Source organism: Empedobacter falsenii, assembly GCF_013488205.1.
GTDB lineage: Bacteria > Bacteroidota > Bacteroidia > Flavobacteriales > Weeksellaceae > Empedobacter > Empedobacter falsenii_C.
Window position 1 is genome coordinate 1656538 of sequence record NZ_CP040908.1, and the last position, 19437, is coordinate 1675974.

The 19437-nt window shown below is 32.5% G+C and carries 14 protein-coding genes; 7 read left to right on the forward strand and 7 right to left on the reverse strand.

The genetic code is table 11. The features are described 5' to 3' along the window. The first annotated feature begins 102 nt into the window (after nucleotides 1-102). From FH779_RS07685 to FH779_RS07715, 7 genes are all read left to right on the forward strand, one after another. A complete protein-coding gene (locus FH779_RS07685) occupies nucleotides 103-3033 on the forward strand; it encodes a SusC/RagA family TonB-linked outer membrane protein (RefSeq protein ID WP_180906617.1) in 2931 nt (976 codons plus the stop codon). Between the two features lie 19 nt (nucleotides 3034-3052). Beyond that, nucleotides 3053-4486 carry a RagB/SusD family nutrient uptake outer membrane protein gene (locus tag FH779_RS07690; protein ID WP_038330437.1) on the forward strand — a complete coding sequence of 478 codons (1434 nt, stop codon included), beginning with the start codon at nucleotides 3053-3055 and terminating at the stop codon, nucleotides 4484-4486. Next, a complete protein-coding gene (locus FH779_RS07695; RefSeq protein WP_038330439.1) occupies nucleotides 4486-5826 on the forward strand; it encodes a glucoamylase family protein in 1341 nt (446 codons plus the stop codon). Before FH779_RS07690 ends, FH779_RS07695 begins: the two co-directional genes overlap by 1 nt. Nucleotides 5827-5836: 10 nt before the next feature. Continuing rightward, nucleotides 5837-8083, forward strand: a complete 2247-nt coding sequence (locus tag FH779_RS07700; RefSeq protein WP_180906618.1) for a glycoside hydrolase family 3 N-terminal domain-containing protein — start codon at nucleotides 5837-5839, stop codon at nucleotides 8081-8083. Nucleotides 8084-8171: 88 nt separating this feature from the next. Next, nucleotides 8172-9011, forward strand: coding sequence for an endonuclease/exonuclease/phosphatase family protein (locus FH779_RS07705; RefSeq protein ID WP_038330443.1), 840 nt, complete (start codon nucleotides 8172-8174; stop codon nucleotides 9009-9011). 5 nt (nucleotides 9012-9016) lie between these two features. Then, a complete protein-coding gene (locus FH779_RS07710) occupies nucleotides 9017-10471 on the forward strand; it encodes a glycoside hydrolase family 30 protein (protein ID WP_038330446.1) in 1455 nt (484 codons plus the stop codon). Between the two features lie 104 nt (nucleotides 10472-10575). Further along, the gene (locus FH779_RS07715) at nucleotides 10576-11427 is read left to right on the forward strand and encodes a carboxylesterase family protein (protein WP_052217427.1); all 852 of its coding nucleotides are present in this window, start codon (nucleotides 10576-10578) and stop codon (nucleotides 11425-11427) included. An 83-nt stretch (nucleotides 11428-11510) separates the two neighbouring features. Here FH779_RS07715 and FH779_RS07720 read toward each other — a convergent pair whose 3' ends face one another. The 7 genes from FH779_RS07720 to FH779_RS07750 are packed head-to-tail and all read right to left on the reverse strand — an operon-like array spanning nucleotide 11511 to nucleotide 19437. Beyond that, the gene (locus FH779_RS07720; protein WP_038330448.1) at nucleotides 11511-12251 is read right to left on the reverse strand and encodes a rhamnogalacturonan acetylesterase; all 741 of its coding nucleotides are present in this window, start codon (nucleotides 12249-12251) and stop codon (nucleotides 11511-11513) included. Nucleotide 12252: 1 nt separating this feature from the next. Next, nucleotides 12253-13227, reverse strand: coding sequence for a pectinesterase family protein (locus FH779_RS07725; RefSeq protein ID WP_038330450.1), 975 nt, complete (start codon nucleotides 13225-13227; stop codon nucleotides 12253-12255). Continuing rightward, nucleotides 13224-14126 (reverse strand): alpha/beta hydrolase, encoded by a 903-nt coding sequence (locus FH779_RS07730; RefSeq protein ID WP_084106810.1) that lies wholly within the window; start codon nucleotides 14124-14126, stop codon nucleotides 13224-13226. Before FH779_RS07730 ends, FH779_RS07725 begins: the two co-directional genes overlap by 4 nt. Continuing rightward, nucleotides 14110-15777, reverse strand: coding sequence for a glycoside hydrolase family 28 protein (locus FH779_RS07735; RefSeq protein ID WP_038330453.1), 1668 nt, complete (start codon nucleotides 15775-15777; stop codon nucleotides 14110-14112). Before FH779_RS07735 ends, FH779_RS07730 begins: the two co-directional genes overlap by 17 nt. Further along, entirely contained in the window at nucleotides 15777-16544 is a 768-nt protein-coding gene (locus tag FH779_RS07740; RefSeq protein WP_244958043.1) for a rhamnogalacturonan acetylesterase, read from the reverse strand. The genes FH779_RS07735 and FH779_RS07740 overlap by 1 nt, the downstream gene beginning before the upstream one ends. A 44-nt stretch (nucleotides 16545-16588) precedes the next feature. Then, nucleotides 16589-18217, reverse strand: a complete 1629-nt coding sequence (locus FH779_RS07745; RefSeq protein WP_180906620.1) for a glycoside hydrolase family 43 protein — start codon at nucleotides 18215-18217, stop codon at nucleotides 16589-16591. A gap of 5 nt (nucleotides 18218-18222) precedes the next feature. Further along, nucleotides 18223-19437 carry a glycoside hydrolase family 88/105 protein gene (locus tag FH779_RS07750; RefSeq protein WP_180906621.1) on the reverse strand — a complete coding sequence of 405 codons (1215 nt, stop codon included), beginning with the start codon at nucleotides 19435-19437 and terminating at the stop codon, nucleotides 18223-18225.

A 19437-nucleotide genomic window follows, 5' to 3' on the forward strand; every position in this document is an offset into this window, starting at 1 on the left:
TATATGTTTTATTTTTTCAGAAAGTTATTCTAGCTGAAATTATTACTTGTTAATCAAGTGTTAAAACATTCTATTTTTGAAATAACCATTTATTGAAATAGAATGAAAAAATATTTTCTTCCATTATTTATTCTCGGGTCTTTCTGTGTAAATGCCCAAGTTACTAACGATTCTATACAGATAGGAGATCCTTTCGAAAGTGATTCTATTATACTAGATCAAGCCGTTGTGGTTGGATATGGTACTGTTAAGAAATCAGATCTTACATCAGCTGTGTCATCAGCTAATGCTAAAGACATTACGCAAATTGCAAGTACAACTGCCATGCAGTCTTTGCAGGGGAAATTAGCTGGTGTTAATATCATTAATACGGATACTCCAGGTGGTACACCAACTGTTTTGGTTCGTGGAATGGGTACAGCCCTAGGAGGGAAGGCTCCTTTATATGTTGTGGATGGATTAATTGTTCCAAATATTAACAATATTAATCCAAATGACATTGAAAAAATTGATGTTTTAAAAGATGCAGCATCTTCAGCTATTTATGGAGTTCGTGGTGCAAACGGTGTAGTTGTTGTAACAACTAAACGTGGTAAAACAGGAAAGATTAGAGTTAATTATGATTCATATATTGGAGTAAGAAATACTATGAATATGGTAGATATGGCTGATGCTAATCAGTACATAACTTATTTTAATGAACAAAGAAAAGCAACAGGAGGTTCTTTGATTTCTACAAATCAAAAATATAACACGAATTGGTTTGATGAAATGTTAACCACAGGACAATTAATTAGTAATAATGTTTCGTTAGCTGGCGCTGGAGAAAATATTAATTACATGTTCAGTATTAATAATTTCGAAGAGAAAGGAATCTTAGAAGGAAATAACTTCAAAAGAACAACTGTTCGTAGTAATAATGACTATAAATTGTTTGATGGAATCTTAAAGATTAAACAAAATGTTAGTGCTACTTTTTCTAGAGAGAATCCTAAACCATATGGAGCATTTGATGTAGCTTACCGTCAATCACCATTGGTTCCTGTAAAATATGATAACGGAAGATGGGGTTTACCAATTTTTAATACAACAACAGGAGAAGTAACATATGTTGCAAAACCTGGAGAGGTGACAAGTAATTTGAACTCTCATGGTAACCCAATGTCAACATTGTATTATGATAATCAAAAAGCTAATTCTACTACACTTCAAGGAAATATAGAAGCAGAGTTGAAACTTACAAAAGGGTTAACAGTAACTTCTCGTGCTGGAGGAACAAAATATTGGTACAAATACAGAGAATTTAATCCAATTAAAGAAAGATGGATTGCTGGTAACCCAATTAGAACTGCTGCTGAGTTTGAAGGTTTAAAAGCGAAGAATCCTGCGAGTTCAACTTATATGAATAACTCTCTAAATCTAAATAATGTAGAAACATTTAGATGGTCATGGGAAAACTTCGTAACATTTGATCGCAAATTTGGAGATCATTCGTTCAATGTTGTTGCTGGAGTATCTGCTGAAAAAATGGGTATTGGTCAATATTCAGATATCACAGTATATGATGTTCCTGATAAAGAACAATATTGGTCTGCTCATCATGCTTCTGGACAATACAAAGCTGCAATGGATCAAAATAATTATACTCCAATTGCTTATGCTTCTTATTTTGCTCGTTTACAATATAATTACGCAAATAAATACTACGTTTCTGGAATTATTCGTAGAGATGGTTCAAGCCAGTTTAAACAAAACGAAAAATATTGGGGAACTTTCCCTTCTGTTTCTGCTGCTTGGAATATTTCTAATGAAGAGTTCTTAAAAGATAGTAATGTAATTTCTTTCTTAAAACTTCGTGGAGGTTGGGGACGTTTAGGTAATGCAGATGTGCCATACAACTATACAACAATTACAACTTCTACAGGTAGTGATAATGCGAATTATGTATTTGGACCAGGTCAAGATTTAATTTATGGAGCTTATATCGGTTCGCCTGCTTATGATATTTCATGGGAAATTGTAGATGAATGGAGTGCTGGCCTAGATTTCGAGTTATTGAAAGGTAAATTATCAGGAAGTTTAGATTATTACAATAAGACAACGAAAAATGCCATCTTAAATATTAAACAGATAGGTTCATCTCCTTATGAAAAAGATTTTTATGATCATGCAGCAAAAGTAGTAAATCAAGGTTTTGAAATTGCTTTAAATTATCGTAATGAAACAGCTGGAGGATTAAGATATTCGATTGGTGGTAACTTCAACTACAACGAAAATGAAGTGAAGTCTGTTAAAGAAGGATATTCTGGAATGACAGGGGGTTCTTTAGGAAATGGACAAATTGCAAAACGTTTAGAAGCTGGTCAACCACTGGGTTCTTTCTGGTTATATGAAGTAGAAGGTGTTTGGCAAACACAAGATGAAATAAATAGCAATGCTCATTTATCAAGTGCTCGCCCAGGACATTTACGTTACAAAGACCAAAATGGAGATGGAGTTATTGATGATCGTGATAAAAAATTTATGGGATCATATATTCCAAAATATAACTACGGAATTAATGTTAGTTTAGAATATAAAAACTTCGATTTAACGATTAGTGGTTATGGAGCTGGTGGTAATAAGATTTACAATGGTATCAAAAACACACGTTTAGGAGGAGAAAATATAACAGTTGATATGTTCAATGATCGTTGGACAGGAGCTGGTAGTACAAATTCTCATCCTGGAGCGGAGCGTGATCAAGTTGCTTCTTCTTATTATTTAGAGAAAGGTAATTACTTCAAATTAAGTAACATGACAATAGGATATAATTTTAGAGATAAAATTGATTTTATCAGAAACTTAAGATTATATGTTAGTGCTCAAAATGTATTCATGATTACGAAGTATTCAGGATTTACACCGGAATTAACTTTAGATAATGTAAAAGGAAAACGTTACGATGGAAGTCCTTATGGAACAACAGGAATGGATTTCTCTGCATATCCAAATGTTAGAACATTTTTAGTTGGATTAAACGTAGAATTCTAATCTAGAAAATTTTAAAAAAATGAAAAAAAATATATTTAAAATAGTAACATTAGCTTCTATTCTTTCAATCGGAACATTAAGTTCTTGTACAAGTGATTTTTTGAATGTTGATTCTCAAGAAAATATTGCAATTGATGATCAAGCTTCTCAATCTCCAGAAAAATATGTGAATGGTATTTACGGAATGTTTACAGATTGGGATTATGCATTCTCTTGGTTAGGAGTTACTGAAATGATTTCTGATAATGCAGATAAAGGAAGTTCTTCTACAGATAATGGTGGAGATAAACGAGATTTAGACGAATTATTACATAGTTCTACAACAGGTTCTATTGAAGCAATGTGGAAACGTTTTTATAAAACAATTGGTAGAGCGTCATATTCAATAAAATATACGACAGAATCATCAATTACAGATGCAGAAAAAAATAGATTAATTGGGGAAGCAAAATTTTTGAGAGCTGTTTCTTATTTCTATTTGGTTCGTATGTTTGGAGATACTGTGATACAAGAATTAGATGTACCAGCATCTTATGCACTACGTAAACCAAAAGCAGAAGTTTATGCATACATTGAAGCAGATTTATTAGATGCAATATCAAAACTTCCTACTAAAAATGAGTATGCTGCAAAAGATTTAGGACGTGCAACAAAAGGAGCTGCTCAAGCTTTATTAGCAAAAGTATATTTATACCAAGGAAAAAATCAACAAGCATACGATATGGCTACAACTGTTGTTAATTCTAGTATTTACGATTTAGAAAGTGATTACGCAACAACTTGGAGAAAAGAAACTGAGAACGGTAAAGAATCTTTATTTGAAATTCAAGCTCGTGGAGATGCTGTTGCGCATGGTGTTCAACAATATTCAGAAACTCAAGGTGCTCGTGGTACTGGAGGTTGGGGATGGGGATTCAATGTTCCTTCTCAAAATTTATTAGATGCTTTTAATGCTGAAGGAGATGCTATTCGTCGTGATGCAACAATCATTTTTAGAGGTGAAACTTTATATGACGGTCGTTTAGTTCCAACTTCTGTAGAAAACCCGATGTATAACGAAAAAGCATATTCAAGTGCGAATCTTGGTTCTGCTGATGGTGACAAAAATATCCGTGTAATTCGTTTTTCTGAAGTTTTATTAATTCAAGCTGAAGCAGCAAACGAGATTGGTCAAGACGCTTTAACACCTCTTAATCGCGTTAGAACACGTGTTAAGTTAGCTCCAGTAGCAAGTATGTCTAAAGATCAATTACGATTAAAAATCTGGAATGAAAGACGTTTAGAATTAGCATTTGAGCATGATCGTTGGTTTGATTTAGTTCGTACTGGTCAAGCAAAAGAAATGATGGCGAAAAATGGTAAAACTTTCGTTACTGGAAAACACGAATTGTTTCCAATTCCAAATGGACAAATTATTCAAACTCCAACAATGACTCAAAACCCAGGTTGGTAATGGTTAAATTAAATAAAACAATAGTTACTTGCGCTCTTTTATGTGGCGCAAGTGCTTTTGCTCAAACAAAACAAGAAAATAAGCTGTTAGATAAAGTTCAGAAACAGACGATTCAATATTTTTGGGATTATGCTGAACCTCATTCAAAATTAGCTCGAGAACGTTTTCATCCTGATGGTTTTTATCCAGAAAATGATTCAAACATCATTACAACAGGAGGAACAGGATTTGGATTAATGAGTTTAATTGTTGGGATTGATCGCGAATTTATTCCAAGAAAAGAAGCAACTGAACGAATTTTAACAGGATTGAAATTTTTACAAAAAGCAGATCGTTTTCATGGTGCTTGGCCACATTGGTTGAATGGCGGAACAGGTAAAGTAAAAGCTTTTAGTACTTACGATAACGGAGGTGATTTGGTAGAAACTGCATTTCTTGCTCAGGGTTTAATTTGTTTGAAAGAATATTTCAAAGATTCTAAAAATGAGAAAGAAATAGAGATTTCGCAATTAGCTGATCAACTTTGGAAAGAAATCGATTTCAATTTTTATACACGTGGAGAAAATGTGTTGTATTGGCATTGGTCACCAAATTACGAATGGAAAATTAATTTTCCATTAAAAGGATTTGATGAAACCATGATTACGTATGTTATTGCTGCGGCTTCACCAAATTATTCTATCAATTCAGAAGTTTATTATAAAGGTTGGACGAGAAATGGAGATATAAAATCAAATGATTCTGCATACGGAGTTCCATTGATTGTAAAGCATAATGGAGCTGATAAAAATGTAGGTCCATTATTTTGGGCACAATATTCTTTTATTGGACTTAATCCGAACAATTTGATAGATGGAATTGGTATTGATTATGGAAAAGTGGTGAAAAATCAAGCAAAGATTCATTACATCTACAATCAACAAAAAACGGAGAGTTTCAAGAAGTACGAAAAAAATATGTGGGGATTAACAGCAAGTTATACCTTCAATCCAGATGGAACAGAAGGTTATACAGCTCATTCTCCATTAAATGACAATAATGTAATTACTCCTACAGCAGCATTATCATCTTTTCCATATACACCAAAAGAATCTATGGATTTCTTGAAGTTTATTTATGAAAAACAAAACAAAAGCTTGATTGGAGTAGCAGGTCCGTATGATGCGGTTGATGTAAAAAATGATCGAGTGATTACAAAATATTTGGCGATAGATCAAGGAACAATTACACCAATGATAGAGAATTATCGCTCTGGATTATTGTGGAAATTGTTTATGCAAAATGAAGATGTACAAAGAGGTTTAGATAAACTGAAATTCAAAACGACAGCCTCGAATTAAAATCAAAAAAATGAAAAAACTAATTTATTCAATTGCTTTCTTAGGATTAGCATTCAATACTTATGCGCAAAAAATAAAGTTTGATAAATCAAAATCGAAATCAGAATTTATTGATTACGTAATGGCTCAAATGACAATTGATGACAAAGTAGGGCAGATGGTACAATATACCTATGACGGAGGTGATGTTACAGGATCTGCAATTGATAAAAATTATATAAAATACACGAAACAAGGTATGATGGGGTCTGTGTTTAACGCAACGACAACAGATATTACCAAAAAGTTACAAAAAATAGCTGTTGAAGAAACACGTCTTGGGATTCCATTAATTTTTGGATATGATGTGATTCATGGATACGAAACAATTTTTCCAATTCCACTTGGAGAAGCTTCTTCTTGGGATTTAAAAGCAATTGAAAAATCGGCTCGAATTGCTGCTGAAGAAACAGCTGCTGGTGGAGTTCATTGGACTTTTGCCCCGATGGTTGATATCGGTTTTGATCCTCGTTGGGGGCGTGTTTCTGAAGGTGCTGGTGAAGATACTTTCTTAGGAAGTAAAATTGCAATTGCGCGTGTTAATGGTTTTCAAGGTAAAAGTTTATATGATTTGAATACCGTTTTAGCGTGTACAAAACACTTTGCAGGATATGCTTTGGCGCAGGCTGGACGTGATTATGGAACGGTAGAAATTTCGGATCGATTCTTAAGAGATTATATTTTACCTCCTTTCAAGGCTACTGTTGATGCTGGTGCTGGATCTTTTATGACGTCTTTCAACGAAATTGGAGGAGTTCCTTCTACAGCAAGTAAATATTTGTACGATCAAATTTTACGTAAAGAATGGAATTATAAAGGCTTTGTTGTAACAGATTATACTGCGATTCAGGAATTAGTTCCTCATGGAATTGCAAAAGATTTGGAAGAAGCAACTCTAAAATCGGTTGAAGCAGGTATTGAAATGGATATGATGAGTGGTGCTTTTCTTAATCATTTACCGAAATTGGTAAAAGAAGGAAAAGTAAAACAAGATGTGATTGACACTGCAGTTCGTAGAATTTTGGAAGCAAAATATGACTTAGGACTTTTCGAAGATCCATATCGATATTCAAATTCAAAACGTGAGAAAGAAACGGTAATGAAACAAGAGTTTTTAAATGAAGCTCGTGATGTTGCACGTAAATCAATGGTTTTATTAAAGAATGATAAACAAATTTTACCATTAAAGGAATCTCAAAAAGTTGCAGTTATTGGTCCATTAGTAAAAGATGAGAAAAATATCATTGGAAACTGGGCTGCACGTGGAGATCGTTATGGAAAAGCATGGTCTGTTTGGGAAGGTTTGAATGATGTTTTAGGTAAAAATGCAAAAATTACTTATGCACAAGGAACAGAACTTAATTCGTCTAAAACTGATGGTTTCCAAGAAGCAATTAATATAGCGAAAAACTCAGATGTAATTGTTGCGGTTATGGGAGAAAACGAAAACCAAACAGGTGAAGCGGCTTCTCAAACAAATATAGATTTACCAGGAAATCAAAAAGAATTATTAAAAGAATTAAAGAAACTTGGTAAGCCAATTGTTTTAGTTTTAATGTCTGGTCGTCCAATGACAATTTCTTGGGAGAATGATAATATGGATGCAATTTTATATGCATGGTATCCAGGAACAATGGGAGGTTTAGCGATTACAGATGTTTTATACGGTAAATATAATCCTTCGGCTAAGACACCTATGACATTTCCTCGTTCTGTTGGTCAAATTCCAATTCATTACAATCAAAAAAATACAGGTCGTCCTTATTTAGGAGAAAGTGATGCAGAGCAAAAATATAAATCTCGTTACACAGATTCTCCAAATTCGCCTTTATATCCATTTGGTTACGGTTTAAGTTATACAACGTTTGATTATAGTAATTTAAAAGTGAACAAATCAACAATGAAAAATGGAAAAGATGAAATCAAAGTAACTGTAAATGTTAAAAATACAGGAAACTACGATGGAGAAGAAGTGGTACAATTATATGTTCGTGATTTAGTAGGAAGTGTAACGCGTCCAGTTCGTGAATTGAAAGGTTTTGATAAAGTCATGATTAAGAAAGGAGAAACAAAAACAATTACGTTTACATTAACTCCAGAAGATTTAAAATTCCACGATATCAATATGAACTATGTTGCAGAAGCAGGAGATTTCGACATTTTTGTTGGAGGAGATTCTAACGCTTCACTTAAAACAAGTTTTACTTTAGTTGATTAAATTCCTCATATATAGTTAGAAATTTAGTTTTATTTCTCAACCAAGTAAGTATGTAAGTGCTTACTTGGATTTTTACAAAAATTCACACATGAAAAAATATATTAGTTTAAGTTTAGTTTTAATCATGACAATGATAGGTTTTGCTCAACAAAATTTATCAATTATGTCTTACAACATTAGATTAGCCTCTGTTGATGATGGCGCAAATCATTGGAATATTCGCAAACAAAAATTGGTTGATTTAATCAAATATTATGACGCTGATTTTGTTGGTGTACAAGAAGCTCAAGTTCCTCAACTAGATTTTATCAAACAAAATGATTCACAATTAGATTTTATCGGAGAACCTCGTTCAAGTGATAAAAATGCTGAATATTCGGCGATTTTTTATAAAAAAGATCAATACAAAGTTTTAGAACAAAAAACAATGTGGTTGTCAGAAACGCCAGAAAAAGAATCAAAAGGTTGGGATGCAGCATACAACAGAATTATCACTTATGGATTATTTCAAGACAAGAAAACAAAGAAGAAATTTTGGGTAATCAATACTCATTTTGATCACGTTGGAAAAGTTGCGCGTCAAAAATCGTTAGAATTAATCGATCAATTAATTCATGATTTAACAAGTAAAAAAGATTATCCAGCATTTTTTATGGGAGACTTTAACATGAATCATGATGATGCTTCTGTAAAATATATTCAAAATAAATATTTAGATACTCGCCTTAATGCGCAAACGGTTTATGGACCAGATTTTACATGGGAAGATTTCAAATTCAATGTAAAAGGAACGGAAATTTTAGATTACATTTTTTACAAAAAGAATGCAAAAGTAACGTGTAAAAGTTTCAATACGATTGATGATTTCTATGATTTCAAATATCCATCAGATCATTTACCAATTTTAGCCAAATTTTTAATTCAATAATAATTATGACAAAATCACATTTGAAATATCCTGTTATTGCAGGTTTGCTGTTAAATTATTTTGCCGTAAATGCGCAAGATTTTAAATTATCGAATAAGAAAATCGAAATATATACAACTGCAAAAAATACTAATCAACGAATTACAAAATCAACAGATAAAGTAGCAGTCAAAAAATTTCCGCAACCAAAAGAAACGGATATTGCGATTTTTATTGATCCAAAACGTAAATTCCAAAAATTTGAAGGAATTGGAGGTGCAATCACAGATGCTTCTGCGGAAGTTTTAGCAAAATTGCCAAAGAAAACTCAACAAGAAATTATCAAAGCTTATTATAGCGAAAAAGAAGGAATTGGTTATTCATTGATTAGAACAACAATAAATTCGAGTGATTTTTCGAGCGATAGTTACACGTATGTAAAAGACAATGATAAAGAGTTGAAAACTTTTGACATTGGACATGATCTGAATTATAAAATTCCGATGATAAAAATGGCAAAAGCGGAAATGAAAGACGCTTATCGTTTATATGCAAGTCCTTGGAGTCCGCCAGCTTGGATGAAAACGAATAACAGTATGTTGAAAGGAGGTTCTTTGAAACCTGAATATTACCAAACTTGGGCTAACTATTTTGTGAAATTCATCGAGAATTATGAGAAAATTGGTTTACCAATTTGGGGAGTTTCTATTCAGAACGAACCAATGGCGACGCAAACGTGGGAATCTTGTATTTATACAGCTGAAGAAGAACGTGATTTCTTGAAAAAGAATTTAGGTCCGACTTTCCACCAAAAGGGATTAAAAGATAAAAAAATTATTGTTTGGGATCATAACCGTGATTTAATTTATCAACGTGCTTCAACTATTTTGAATGATCCTGAAGCTGCTAAATATGTTTGGGGAGTTGGTTTTCACTGGTATGAAACATGGAACGGAAGTGTAAACTTATTCAATAATGTAGCGTTAACTCACGAAGCTTTTCCAAATGTTAATTTAATTTTTACAGAAGGTTGTAAAGAACAATTTGATTACAATCAAATGGGAAATTGGGCGTTGGGTGAAAAATATGGTTACAATATGATGAATGATTTTAACTCAGGTACAGTTGCTTGGACAGATTGGAATGTTTTGTTGGATGAAAAAGGAGGACCAAATCACGTAGGAAATTTCTGTTTTGCACCAATTCATGGAGACACTAGAAATGGACAAGTTACATATACAAATTCGTTTTATTACATAGGTCAATTCTCAAAATTTATTCGTCCAGGTGCGCAAAGAATTGCAGCATCGTCTAATCGTTCAGATTTAATGACGACTTCTTTTGTAAACAAAGACGGAAAAGTTGTGGTGGTTGTGATGAATCAAACAGATAAACCATATCAATATAATTTATGGATAGAAGGAGAAGCTGTTGAGGTAAATTCGCAAGAACATTCGATTAGCACAATCATTATTTCGTAAAAAAATAGAATAATTAAAGGGAAAATTATTTATAGTAAATTGCTTGACAAATTGACGACGTAAGAAGTTAAAGTCAAGCAATTTTTATTTAAAATAGAAGAAAAATGAAATATTTAGTTGCCTTATTTTTAATGATAAGTTATACATATGCGCAGAAAACGATAGTATATGATAAAAAAAATAATTTAGCGTTTGATATTTATTATCCGAAAAACTATAAAGAGAATCAATCCTATAATGTATTTGCTTGGGTACACGGAGGAGGATTTTCAGGAGGAACAAGAGCGGATAAAGAAGAAATTGAACGAATGAAAGATGCTCAAGAAAGAGGTTTCATAGCTGTTTCTATCTCGTATAGATTATTGGCAAATTCTTCGGCTGGTTTTGGGTGTGATTTACCAAAACAAGAAAAGTTGATGATTTTTAAAGAAGCCTCTTTTGATGTTTTAACTGCGCTAAATTTTATTCAAAATAATTCAAAAGAACTTAAATTTTCGATTAATAAATTAATTTTAGGAGGAAGTAGTGCAGGAGCAGAAACTATTCTAAATGCTTATTATTTGAGAGATTTATGGTACGGAAATCAATTCAATCAAGTTAAAATTGATGGATTAGTAAGTTATGCCGGAGCGATTGTAGACGACCGTTATGTTACAAAATCGAGTGTTTTGCCAACAGTTTATGTACATGGTTTAAGCGATGATGTAGTACCAGCTTACAATGCGCCGCACAGAAGTTGTTTGGATAATCAACCAGGTTTTTTTCCTTTAAATGGTTCTGCTACTTTAGAGGATTTAAATAGAAAATATAGTCAAGCATCTTTTGCTATTTTCTCTAATTCAGGAAAACATGAATGGTCTGGATTGAGAAAACAATATTTGGATGAAGTTTTCAATTTTATTAATCAATCAATAATTGGAAATAAAAAAGTAAATAATCGAATAATTGTTGACTAATAATTTTTTAAAAAAAAATATAAAAATACCCCTCTTCAAAATTTTTTGTTGAGGGGTATTGATTTAAAATAAAAACTAAAAACTTATTTTTTAACATACTTCTCTAAGCCAATATTTAGCTTGATCAGTTCTTTAACCGCTAATTTCGAAACTTCTTCGGCTCCAAGTTTTGATAGATGTGTATCATCGTCTTTGCCTTTTGGATAATAATCAATTTCATTTGGTTGATAATGTAAATGCAATTTTTTAGAGTTTTCTGGACCATATTTTATTTCCAATTTCTCTGTTAAATATTGCATATCAACAAACGGAACATCCAAATCTTTTGCAACATTTCTCACAATCAAAGGATATAAACCATGTGTATCAACCAAAACGCCTTTTTCATTAAAATTTCGACGAACAATAGAAGTCATTAAAATTGGAATAGCACCTTTTGCACGAGCTTCTGTAACATATTGTTCCAAATTTGCGCGATATTGAGTGACAGGATTTGTGTAACGAACAGAATCTTCAATTTTTTGATCGTTATGCCCAAATTGAATGATTACATAATCACCTTTTTTCAATTGACTCTGAACTTTTTTCCATCTTCCTTCTATTCTAAAACTCTTAGAACTTCTTCCATTTGTCGCATGATTCTGAATTTCTAAATCAGAATTCATTAACTCAGGCAAAAGTTGTCCCCAGCCATGTTCAGGATTTTTAGTTGGATTTTCTTTATTCGCCATTGTCGAATCTCCAACAAGAAATAGGGTTCTTTTTTGGGCGAATGATATGCTAAAAAACAAGCATAATATCGTTGATAAAATTATTTTTTTCATGTTAATTTTGCTTTGGATTCCATCCGTTAAAAATATTCTCGATGGTATATTTTTGTATTTCTTTTTCGGTTAATTGATGCGACCAACTTGCTCTTTTTTGAGGATTATTTCCTAAACCTTTACTTTTATATTCTGCATAATAAGCTGTTTTTTCTTTATCTGGAAACATTGCATCACCTTTCCATTCGTTCCAGCCAATAGGAAGAATATGTTTTCCCATTTCGGTATGTATAAAAACTGTTTTGGCAAAAGGACGCCAAGGTCTTCCCAAATAAACTTTTGTCAAATTGTCTTCTGCAATAAGACTACAATTGAAAAAAACATAACCAAATTCTTGCTCTTGATGTGTTGCCGCAGCTGTAATATAAGAATTAGCCAAACTTTTTATGGTACAATTCTCAAAAACAGCAATTGCTTCACCAAAAATAAAATCTGTCGTTCCTTCGATATAACAATTTTGATAATATTGACGACTTCTGTTTGTTGCAGTATACAATGTGTCTTGACATCCTAATAATCGAATATTTTTTGCCACAAATTTATCGCCTTCCACATGCAACGCAACAGCTTGTCCTTGGTTACAACTTTCGTTTTGAATCGTAAGATTTTCTAACTGAATATCATCTGCTTCAACCAAAAAAGTGTAGGAATTATAGGTTGTCATTTTTTGATTTGTTAAACCATCTATTTTTCCAGAAAAATCATTATTAGTAATAATAGTTTTCTCCGAATCTTCACCTTTTATCGTTATTTTATGTTTCCAAGAAGGAATTCTAATTTTTTCGTGATAAACACCATTTTTAACAAGAATTAAAGCTTGATCAGGTCCTAAATCTCTCAAAGAATTAATAGCTTCTTGAATAGATGTAAAATCTGCTTGTTGATCTTTTGCAACAGTAATTGTTTTGTACTGAGCATTTACATTGATAAAGATGAAATGTAAACAAACTATAAAAATGAATTGAATGATTTTCATTTGTTAAATCGTTTCGTTAAAAAATCAATAATGTAGTGTTTCGTTTCATCAAACCAAGGGTTCATCAACCAAAAAGAATGGGGCGAATTCTTAATTTCGTATGCTTCATTTAGAATATGATAATCATTTAATTTTTTCATCATATCATCTCTACCAGCTCGAAATCTCGGTTGTGAACTATTGATAAATAGAGTAGGAGGCGTTTTAGAAGTAACATATTCTAAAGGAGAAGCTTCTTTCCAAAGTTCAAAATTATCTTGTTTCGTATAACCGAAAAAATAACTGGCATAAGTACCTTCTTCAGCTTCGGGATGAATAAAAGAAACAATTCCATCAACATTTATAATTGCAGCAATTTTCTTTGATTTTACGCCGTAAAGTGTTGCCAATTGAGCACCAGCAGAAGCGCCAAGAATAACGATTTTAGATTGATCGAGTTTGTATTTTTTACGATTATTTATCAAATAATTAACTGCATCATCCATATCTTCTAAAGGAGCTGGATATTTTGCAACATCACTTAATCTATAATTTATCGCCATTGTTACAAAACCAGCTGAAGTCAACGCTTGAGCCATTGGTTTTTGATTCTCTTTGCTACCCGAAATCCAACCTCCACCATGTACAAGAACAATTGCTATAGAGGGTTTAGTTTGATTTTTTGGTTGATAAATATCAGCTTTTAATTGATGTTTTTCTTGATAAATTATATCCTCAAAAGCATTTATATTTTCAAAGTTTTTCGAAGAAATCGGCGTAATAAAAGGGTAATTTTTCTTTAATTTTTTGTAAGTCGTTTCGATTGTATAAGGCGAAGCCTTCGGTCTCTCAACTTGACCGAAGGCTATCACCATATGCATCATAAAAACAAACAAAATCTTTTTAATTGATAACTGCATTCTTTTTGACTTCTTTAGAACTTGTTACATTCTTCTTATCAAATGCTTTTGGTAACTTAATTTTATCAGATTCATTACCAATAATCTTAATTTCTGGAGTTGTAGCAGACTTGAATTCAGTAGTGCTTAAATCAACATTTTTACTATTAAAAATTGTAACCGCTTTTCCGTCTTTGTAATTGAATTTTACATTTTTCAGTTGAATTCCATCAGCATCAATAATACTTAAAGCTTTTTTTGTGTCGAAAGTAGAATTTTCAACCACAATATTTTTAATATTCATTTCTGCAAGTCCCATGATAAACAAAGCTTCGTGAGAACTTACAACATTAATGTTTTTGAAAAATATATTTCGAATTGTTGGGGTTTCCTCTGTTACAGGAACTTTTTTATCATTCCTTTTTTCGTCATCTGCATTTTGATCATCTTCTACAATTGGAGAATTTCCTTCGTAAAACATGTTAAAACCAATTGCTTGCGCAGGAATATTAATCATATCAATATTAGAGATATAAATATTTTCGATTAATCCACCACGTCCACGAGTCGTTTTGAATCTTAAACCAATATCTGTTCCGATAAAAGTTGCACCAGAAACATGAACATTACGAACGCCACCAGACATTTCGCTACCAATCACAAATCCGCCGTGCGCATGATAAACTGTGTTATTTTTGATAATTACATTTTCAGTAGGAATTCCACGATCGCGACCATCTTTATCTTTTCCAGATTTGATACAAATTGCATCATCACCAACATCAAACGTATTGTTGTAAATCAACACATTTTTACAAGATTCTAAATCCAATCCATCTCCATTTTGCGAATACCAAGGATTTCTAACATTCAAATTTCGAATGATAATATTCGAACTCATTAATGGATGAATATTCCATGCAGGTGAATTTTGAAACGTTGGACCATCTAAAAGTACACGATCCGAATTGACAATGCTAACCATTACTGGGCGTAAAAAATCTCTTACTTTAATTAAATCTTCTTTGTTGATTTTATCAGGAACATTAAAATTAGAACTGCTGATATAACCTAATTTAGAGCCTTCACTTGGAAACCACGTTTTTTTATCATCTGATAAAACTCCGCCAGACGCAACTAGATTTTTCCATTGAGAATCTGTCATTTTACCCTTCTTTACAAAACGCCACGCATCACCATTTCCATCGATTGTTCCATTTCCTGTAATCGCAATATTCTGCGCATTTTTAGCAGAAATAGGAGAAGCTGTACGCGTTGTATTTAGACCTTCGAAGCTTGTTTCAACCAAAGGATAATCGTTGAAATCTTTACTAAAAATCAATAAAGCGCCATCTTCTAAATGTAAATTGATATTACTTTTAATTTCGATAGGACCACTCAACCAAATTCCGCGCGGAATAACAACTTTTCCTCCACCTTTCGCGCTTGTTTCTGAAATAGCTTTGTTGATTGCTTCTGTATTTTTGAAAATTCCGTCCGATTTTGCGCCATATTGAGCAATTGAAACAATACGATTTGGGAACGAAGTTTCTTTTACTTTCGGCATATTAAACTCAATATCCTTGTAAATATTCTCATCAACTTGAGCTGATAAATGAGTAGAACAAACAATTGCTAACGCAACTGTAAGTAGTTTTATGTATTTTTTCATTATTTAATGTTTTTGTTTTGAATGATAGTTTTGAATTCTTTGAAAACAATTGATGCGACAGCTTTTGCGCCTGCAATTTGAAAATGTGTGTTATCTTTTTGTCCATTTGGATAAGCATCGTACAAATTCGCTCCAAAATTCATGAAATAGGTTTTTGTTACATATTCTTGTCCTTTTTGGCTAAAAAAATCCATTGATAATTGATTCAAATCTAAGAATGCAACATTTTTTTCTTTTGCAATTTCTTTAGCGACAAATGGATATTCGCCATGTACATTTTCTAGCTTTCCATTTTTCCAAGGATAATTTCTTGCAACGGGACTTAGAATAATCGGAATTGCACCTTTTTCTCTTGTTTGATCCACATATAATCTCAAAAATTCCTTGTAACCTTCTAAATTTACAAATCGTTCTGGTTTATCTTCGGCGGCATCATTATGTCCAAATTGAATCAACACGTAATCACCTTCTTTTAGTTGTGAATAGACCTCTCGCCATCTACCTTCTTGAAAAAAAGTACGCGTACTTCGACCACCTTTTGCTTTATCCTTGACGATGATATTTTTATTCGCTAAATGTTTCACATCTTGTACGCTATCTTTTGCAAAAAATGGTTGAAATTCTTGTCCCCAACCAGCAATTGGATATCTGTTTTTCATATAGTTTTTACCAGGATCATAATCGCCTGTATAATCTGCAACAGTTGAATCTCCTATTAAGAAAATTGTGATTGATTTTCCTTTTTGTGCATGACAAAAAATTGACATAGTAATGAAGCAAATTAAAGTATATAAAAATTGTTTTGTCTTCATTATTTCTCGTTTTTATCTATTCTGAACCAATCAAAATCAGCATAACCACCACGTTTCGCATCTTGAGAACTCATACTATATATACCAACTTTTGCTCCAATCCATTTTCCTGGTTTAGCTTGAAATGGTTCTCCGATTGATGTATATTTTTTTCCGTTTTCACTAAAACTAAATTGACAAATTCCGTTTGGTTCGCTCACTTTTACTTTCAAGAAAACTTCATTAGTTGATAATTTTACTTCGGATAGAATTTTTTCGGGATTATTTTTCTCTGCTTTTTCTGCACGAATCAATTGTAAATAATATCCATCTTTTTTATTTGTGATAACTAAAGATTGATAATCTGTTCCCATGATTAATAAACCAGCAGTTTTCCCTTCTGTAGCATCTTCAGGCGTAAGTTTTACTTTTGTTGAAGCTGTGAAATTTGGTGCAGGAAATTTCTGCGTTAACAAATTAGGAACCGTCCAAAGATTATTCGAATTTTCAGGAACTTTGATCGAGAAAAGACGAAGAAAATTTTGATTTGCTAACTTACTGTACCAAACAATTGAAGGATTTGCACTCCATTGCCATTGTAATCCAATATCATTTCCTTTAAAATCATCCGTTTCCGAAGGATTTATAATTTCAGATTTATTCGAAATTGTAGGTTTTTTATATGTCAAAACAGGTTCTCCAATTCCATTTTTATCTTGATCTACACCAATAAACGGCCAATCGTTGATCCACTTCATTGGTTGAAGATGAACAATTCGTCCATACGTATCTGCATCTTGAAAATGATAGAACCAATCTTCTCCATTTTTTGTATCCACCCAAGCACCTTGATGAGGTCCATTGATAGTTGATTTTCCTTGTTCTAAAACAATTTTTTCATCATAAGGTCCATAAATATTTTTTGAACGTAAAACCAATTGCCTACCAGTAGCTACACCACCTGCAGGAGCAAAAATATAATAAAAACCGTTGCGTTTATAAACTTTTGGTCCTTCGACAGTTGGGTGATTTTCGTGTCCATCGAAAATGTGTTTTCCTTTATCTAAGACTTTTGTTCCTTCCGCATTCATTTTTTTGATTGTCAAAAGGCTTTTTACGCCAGCGCGACTTCCTGCCCAACCATGCACGATATAGGCATTTCCGTCCTCATCCCAAAACGGACATGTATCAATAATACCTTTTCCTTCTTCAACTAAAATTGGATCTTCCCATTTCCCGAAAGGATTTTTGGTTTTAACCATATAAATTCCGAAATCTGGATCGCCCCAATAAATATAATATTCGTTGTTGTGAAATCGGATACTTGGCGCCCAAACACCATCGCCTCTTTTTGGTGTACTAAAATGTTTGATAGGAAAAACATCGGGTAGGGCATGATTGACCAATTTCCAATTAATCATATCAGTTGAATGTAAAATTGGTAAACCTGGCGCTTCATTAAAACTGGAAGCTGTCATGAAAAAATCATCACCGACACGAATTGCATCAGGATCAGAATAATCTGCATGTAAAACAGGATTTTTATACGTCCCATTTCCTAAATCTGATACCCAAACATTTGATTTTTGAGCGTGTATTGGCAAGAAATTTAATCCTAATAATGATAGGAGAATTAATGTTGATTTCATGGCGATTAACGATTTAATTCTAATGCAGCTAATATAAATGGTCCAGTTCCTTTTGGATCATTTGCTCTTATTTCTTCACTAATGTAATATTCGTAAGAACCATCGCGATAAGGATTTCCTCCTAAACCTGCAACAGCACAGCATTTTTCTAAACTTACAATACCTTTTTCATCGACTTGAATAAATTCTTTTAAAATTCCATCAAATCCATTTTTGGCATTTTTCATGTATGATTTTGGCAAATAACCTTTGTTAACACCTTTTGCTAACGTATAAACGTACATTGAAGTACCTGTAGCTTCCAAATAATTTCCTGTTCTATTTCCTTGATCCAAAACTTGATACCAAGTCCCTGAAGAATGTTGAACCTTCACAATCGCTTCCGCATATTGATTAAGGTATTTGATTAATTTATCACGACCTTGATAATCTTTTGGCAAATAATCTAATACATCGACCAAAGCCATTCCGTACCAACCCATTCCTCTCGACCAGAAATGTTGAGAAAGACCTGTTGTACTATTTGACCATTTTTCTTTTCTACTTTCGTCCCAACCGTGATAATATAAACCAGTTTTTGGATCGCGGTTATATTTTTCGATTAAGTCAAATTGTAAAACAATTTTATCATAAGATTTCTTCGCATCAGTAGCGCTCTGAAATTTTGTTGCATATTTTGCATGAAAAGGTTCGGCCATGTAAACACCATCTAACCACATTTGATTTGGGTAGATTTTTTTGTGCCAATATCCGCCTTCCGTTGTTGTTGGTTGTTGTTCTAATTGCTTATCCAACGTTTCCATTGCAATTTTGAAACGCTTTTCTTTTGTTTTTTCGTATAAATCAAAAATTGCGTCACCAGATTTGATCATATCTAAATTATAATTCTCGAACTTATACGTATCAATTTTTCCGTTCGAATCAATCATTCTATTTGCATAATCGTAGATATAATTATAGACAGTTTGGTTATTTGTTTGCTCATATACTTTGTACATAGCGTCTAAAACCAATCCATTTGTATAACTCCAACGTGGCTTGTTTTGAAAATCTAAAAGTGTAGGATCAGGGAAACGAATAGTTTCTGAAATTGCCATTCGTTCTGACCATTTTAACTTTGGATTGACAAGAATATCTTCTGTATTTTTTTTCTGACTGATACAAGACGTACTCGAGATTATCATCAAACCACAAACCGTTGTTTTTAAAATATTTTTCAT

Excerpts from the sequence above, each read along its gene's own strand:
- FH779_RS07685 (WP_180906617.1), top strand. The coding sequence starts at position 103 with ATGAAAAAATATTTTCTTCCATTATTTATTCTCGGGTCTTTCTGTGTA.
- FH779_RS07690 (WP_038330437.1), top strand. The coding sequence starts at position 3,053 with ATGAAAAAAAATATATTTAAAATAGTAACATTAGCTTCTATTCTTTCA.
- FH779_RS07695 (WP_038330439.1), top strand. The coding sequence starts at position 4,486 with ATGGTTAAATTAAATAAAACAATAGTTACTTGCGCTCTTTTATGTGGC.
- FH779_RS07700 (WP_180906618.1), top strand. The coding sequence starts at position 5,837 with ATGAAAAAACTAATTTATTCAATTGCTTTCTTAGGATTAGCATTCAAT.
- FH779_RS07705 (WP_038330443.1), top strand. The coding sequence starts at position 8,172 with ATGAAAAAATATATTAGTTTAAGTTTAGTTTTAATCATGACAATGATA.
- FH779_RS07710 (WP_038330446.1), top strand. The coding sequence starts at position 9,017 with ATGACAAAATCACATTTGAAATATCCTGTTATTGCAGGTTTGCTGTTA.
- FH779_RS07715 (WP_052217427.1), top strand. The coding sequence starts at position 10,576 with ATGAAATATTTAGTTGCCTTATTTTTAATGATAAGTTATACATATGCG.
- FH779_RS07720 (WP_038330448.1), bottom strand. The coding sequence starts at position 12,251 with ATGAAAAAAATAATTTTATCAACGATATTATGCTTGTTTTTTAGCATA.
- FH779_RS07725 (WP_038330450.1), bottom strand. The coding sequence starts at position 13,227 with ATGAAAATCATTCAATTCATTTTTATAGTTTGTTTACATTTCATCTTT.
- FH779_RS07730 (WP_084106810.1), bottom strand. The coding sequence starts at position 14,126 with ATGCAGTTATCAATTAAAAAGATTTTGTTTGTTTTTATGATGCATATG.
- FH779_RS07735 (WP_038330453.1), bottom strand. The coding sequence starts at position 15,777 with ATGAAAAAATACATAAAACTACTTACAGTTGCGTTAGCAATTGTTTGT.
- FH779_RS07740 (WP_244958043.1), bottom strand. The coding sequence starts at position 16,544 with ATGTCAATTTTTTGTCATGCACAAAAAGGAAAATCAATCACAATTTTC.
- FH779_RS07745 (WP_180906620.1), bottom strand. The coding sequence starts at position 18,217 with ATGAAATCAACATTAATTCTCCTATCATTATTAGGATTAAATTTCTTG.
- FH779_RS07750 (WP_180906621.1), bottom strand. The coding sequence starts at position 19,437 with ATGAAAAATATTTTAAAAACAACGGTTTGTGGTTTGATGATAATCTCG.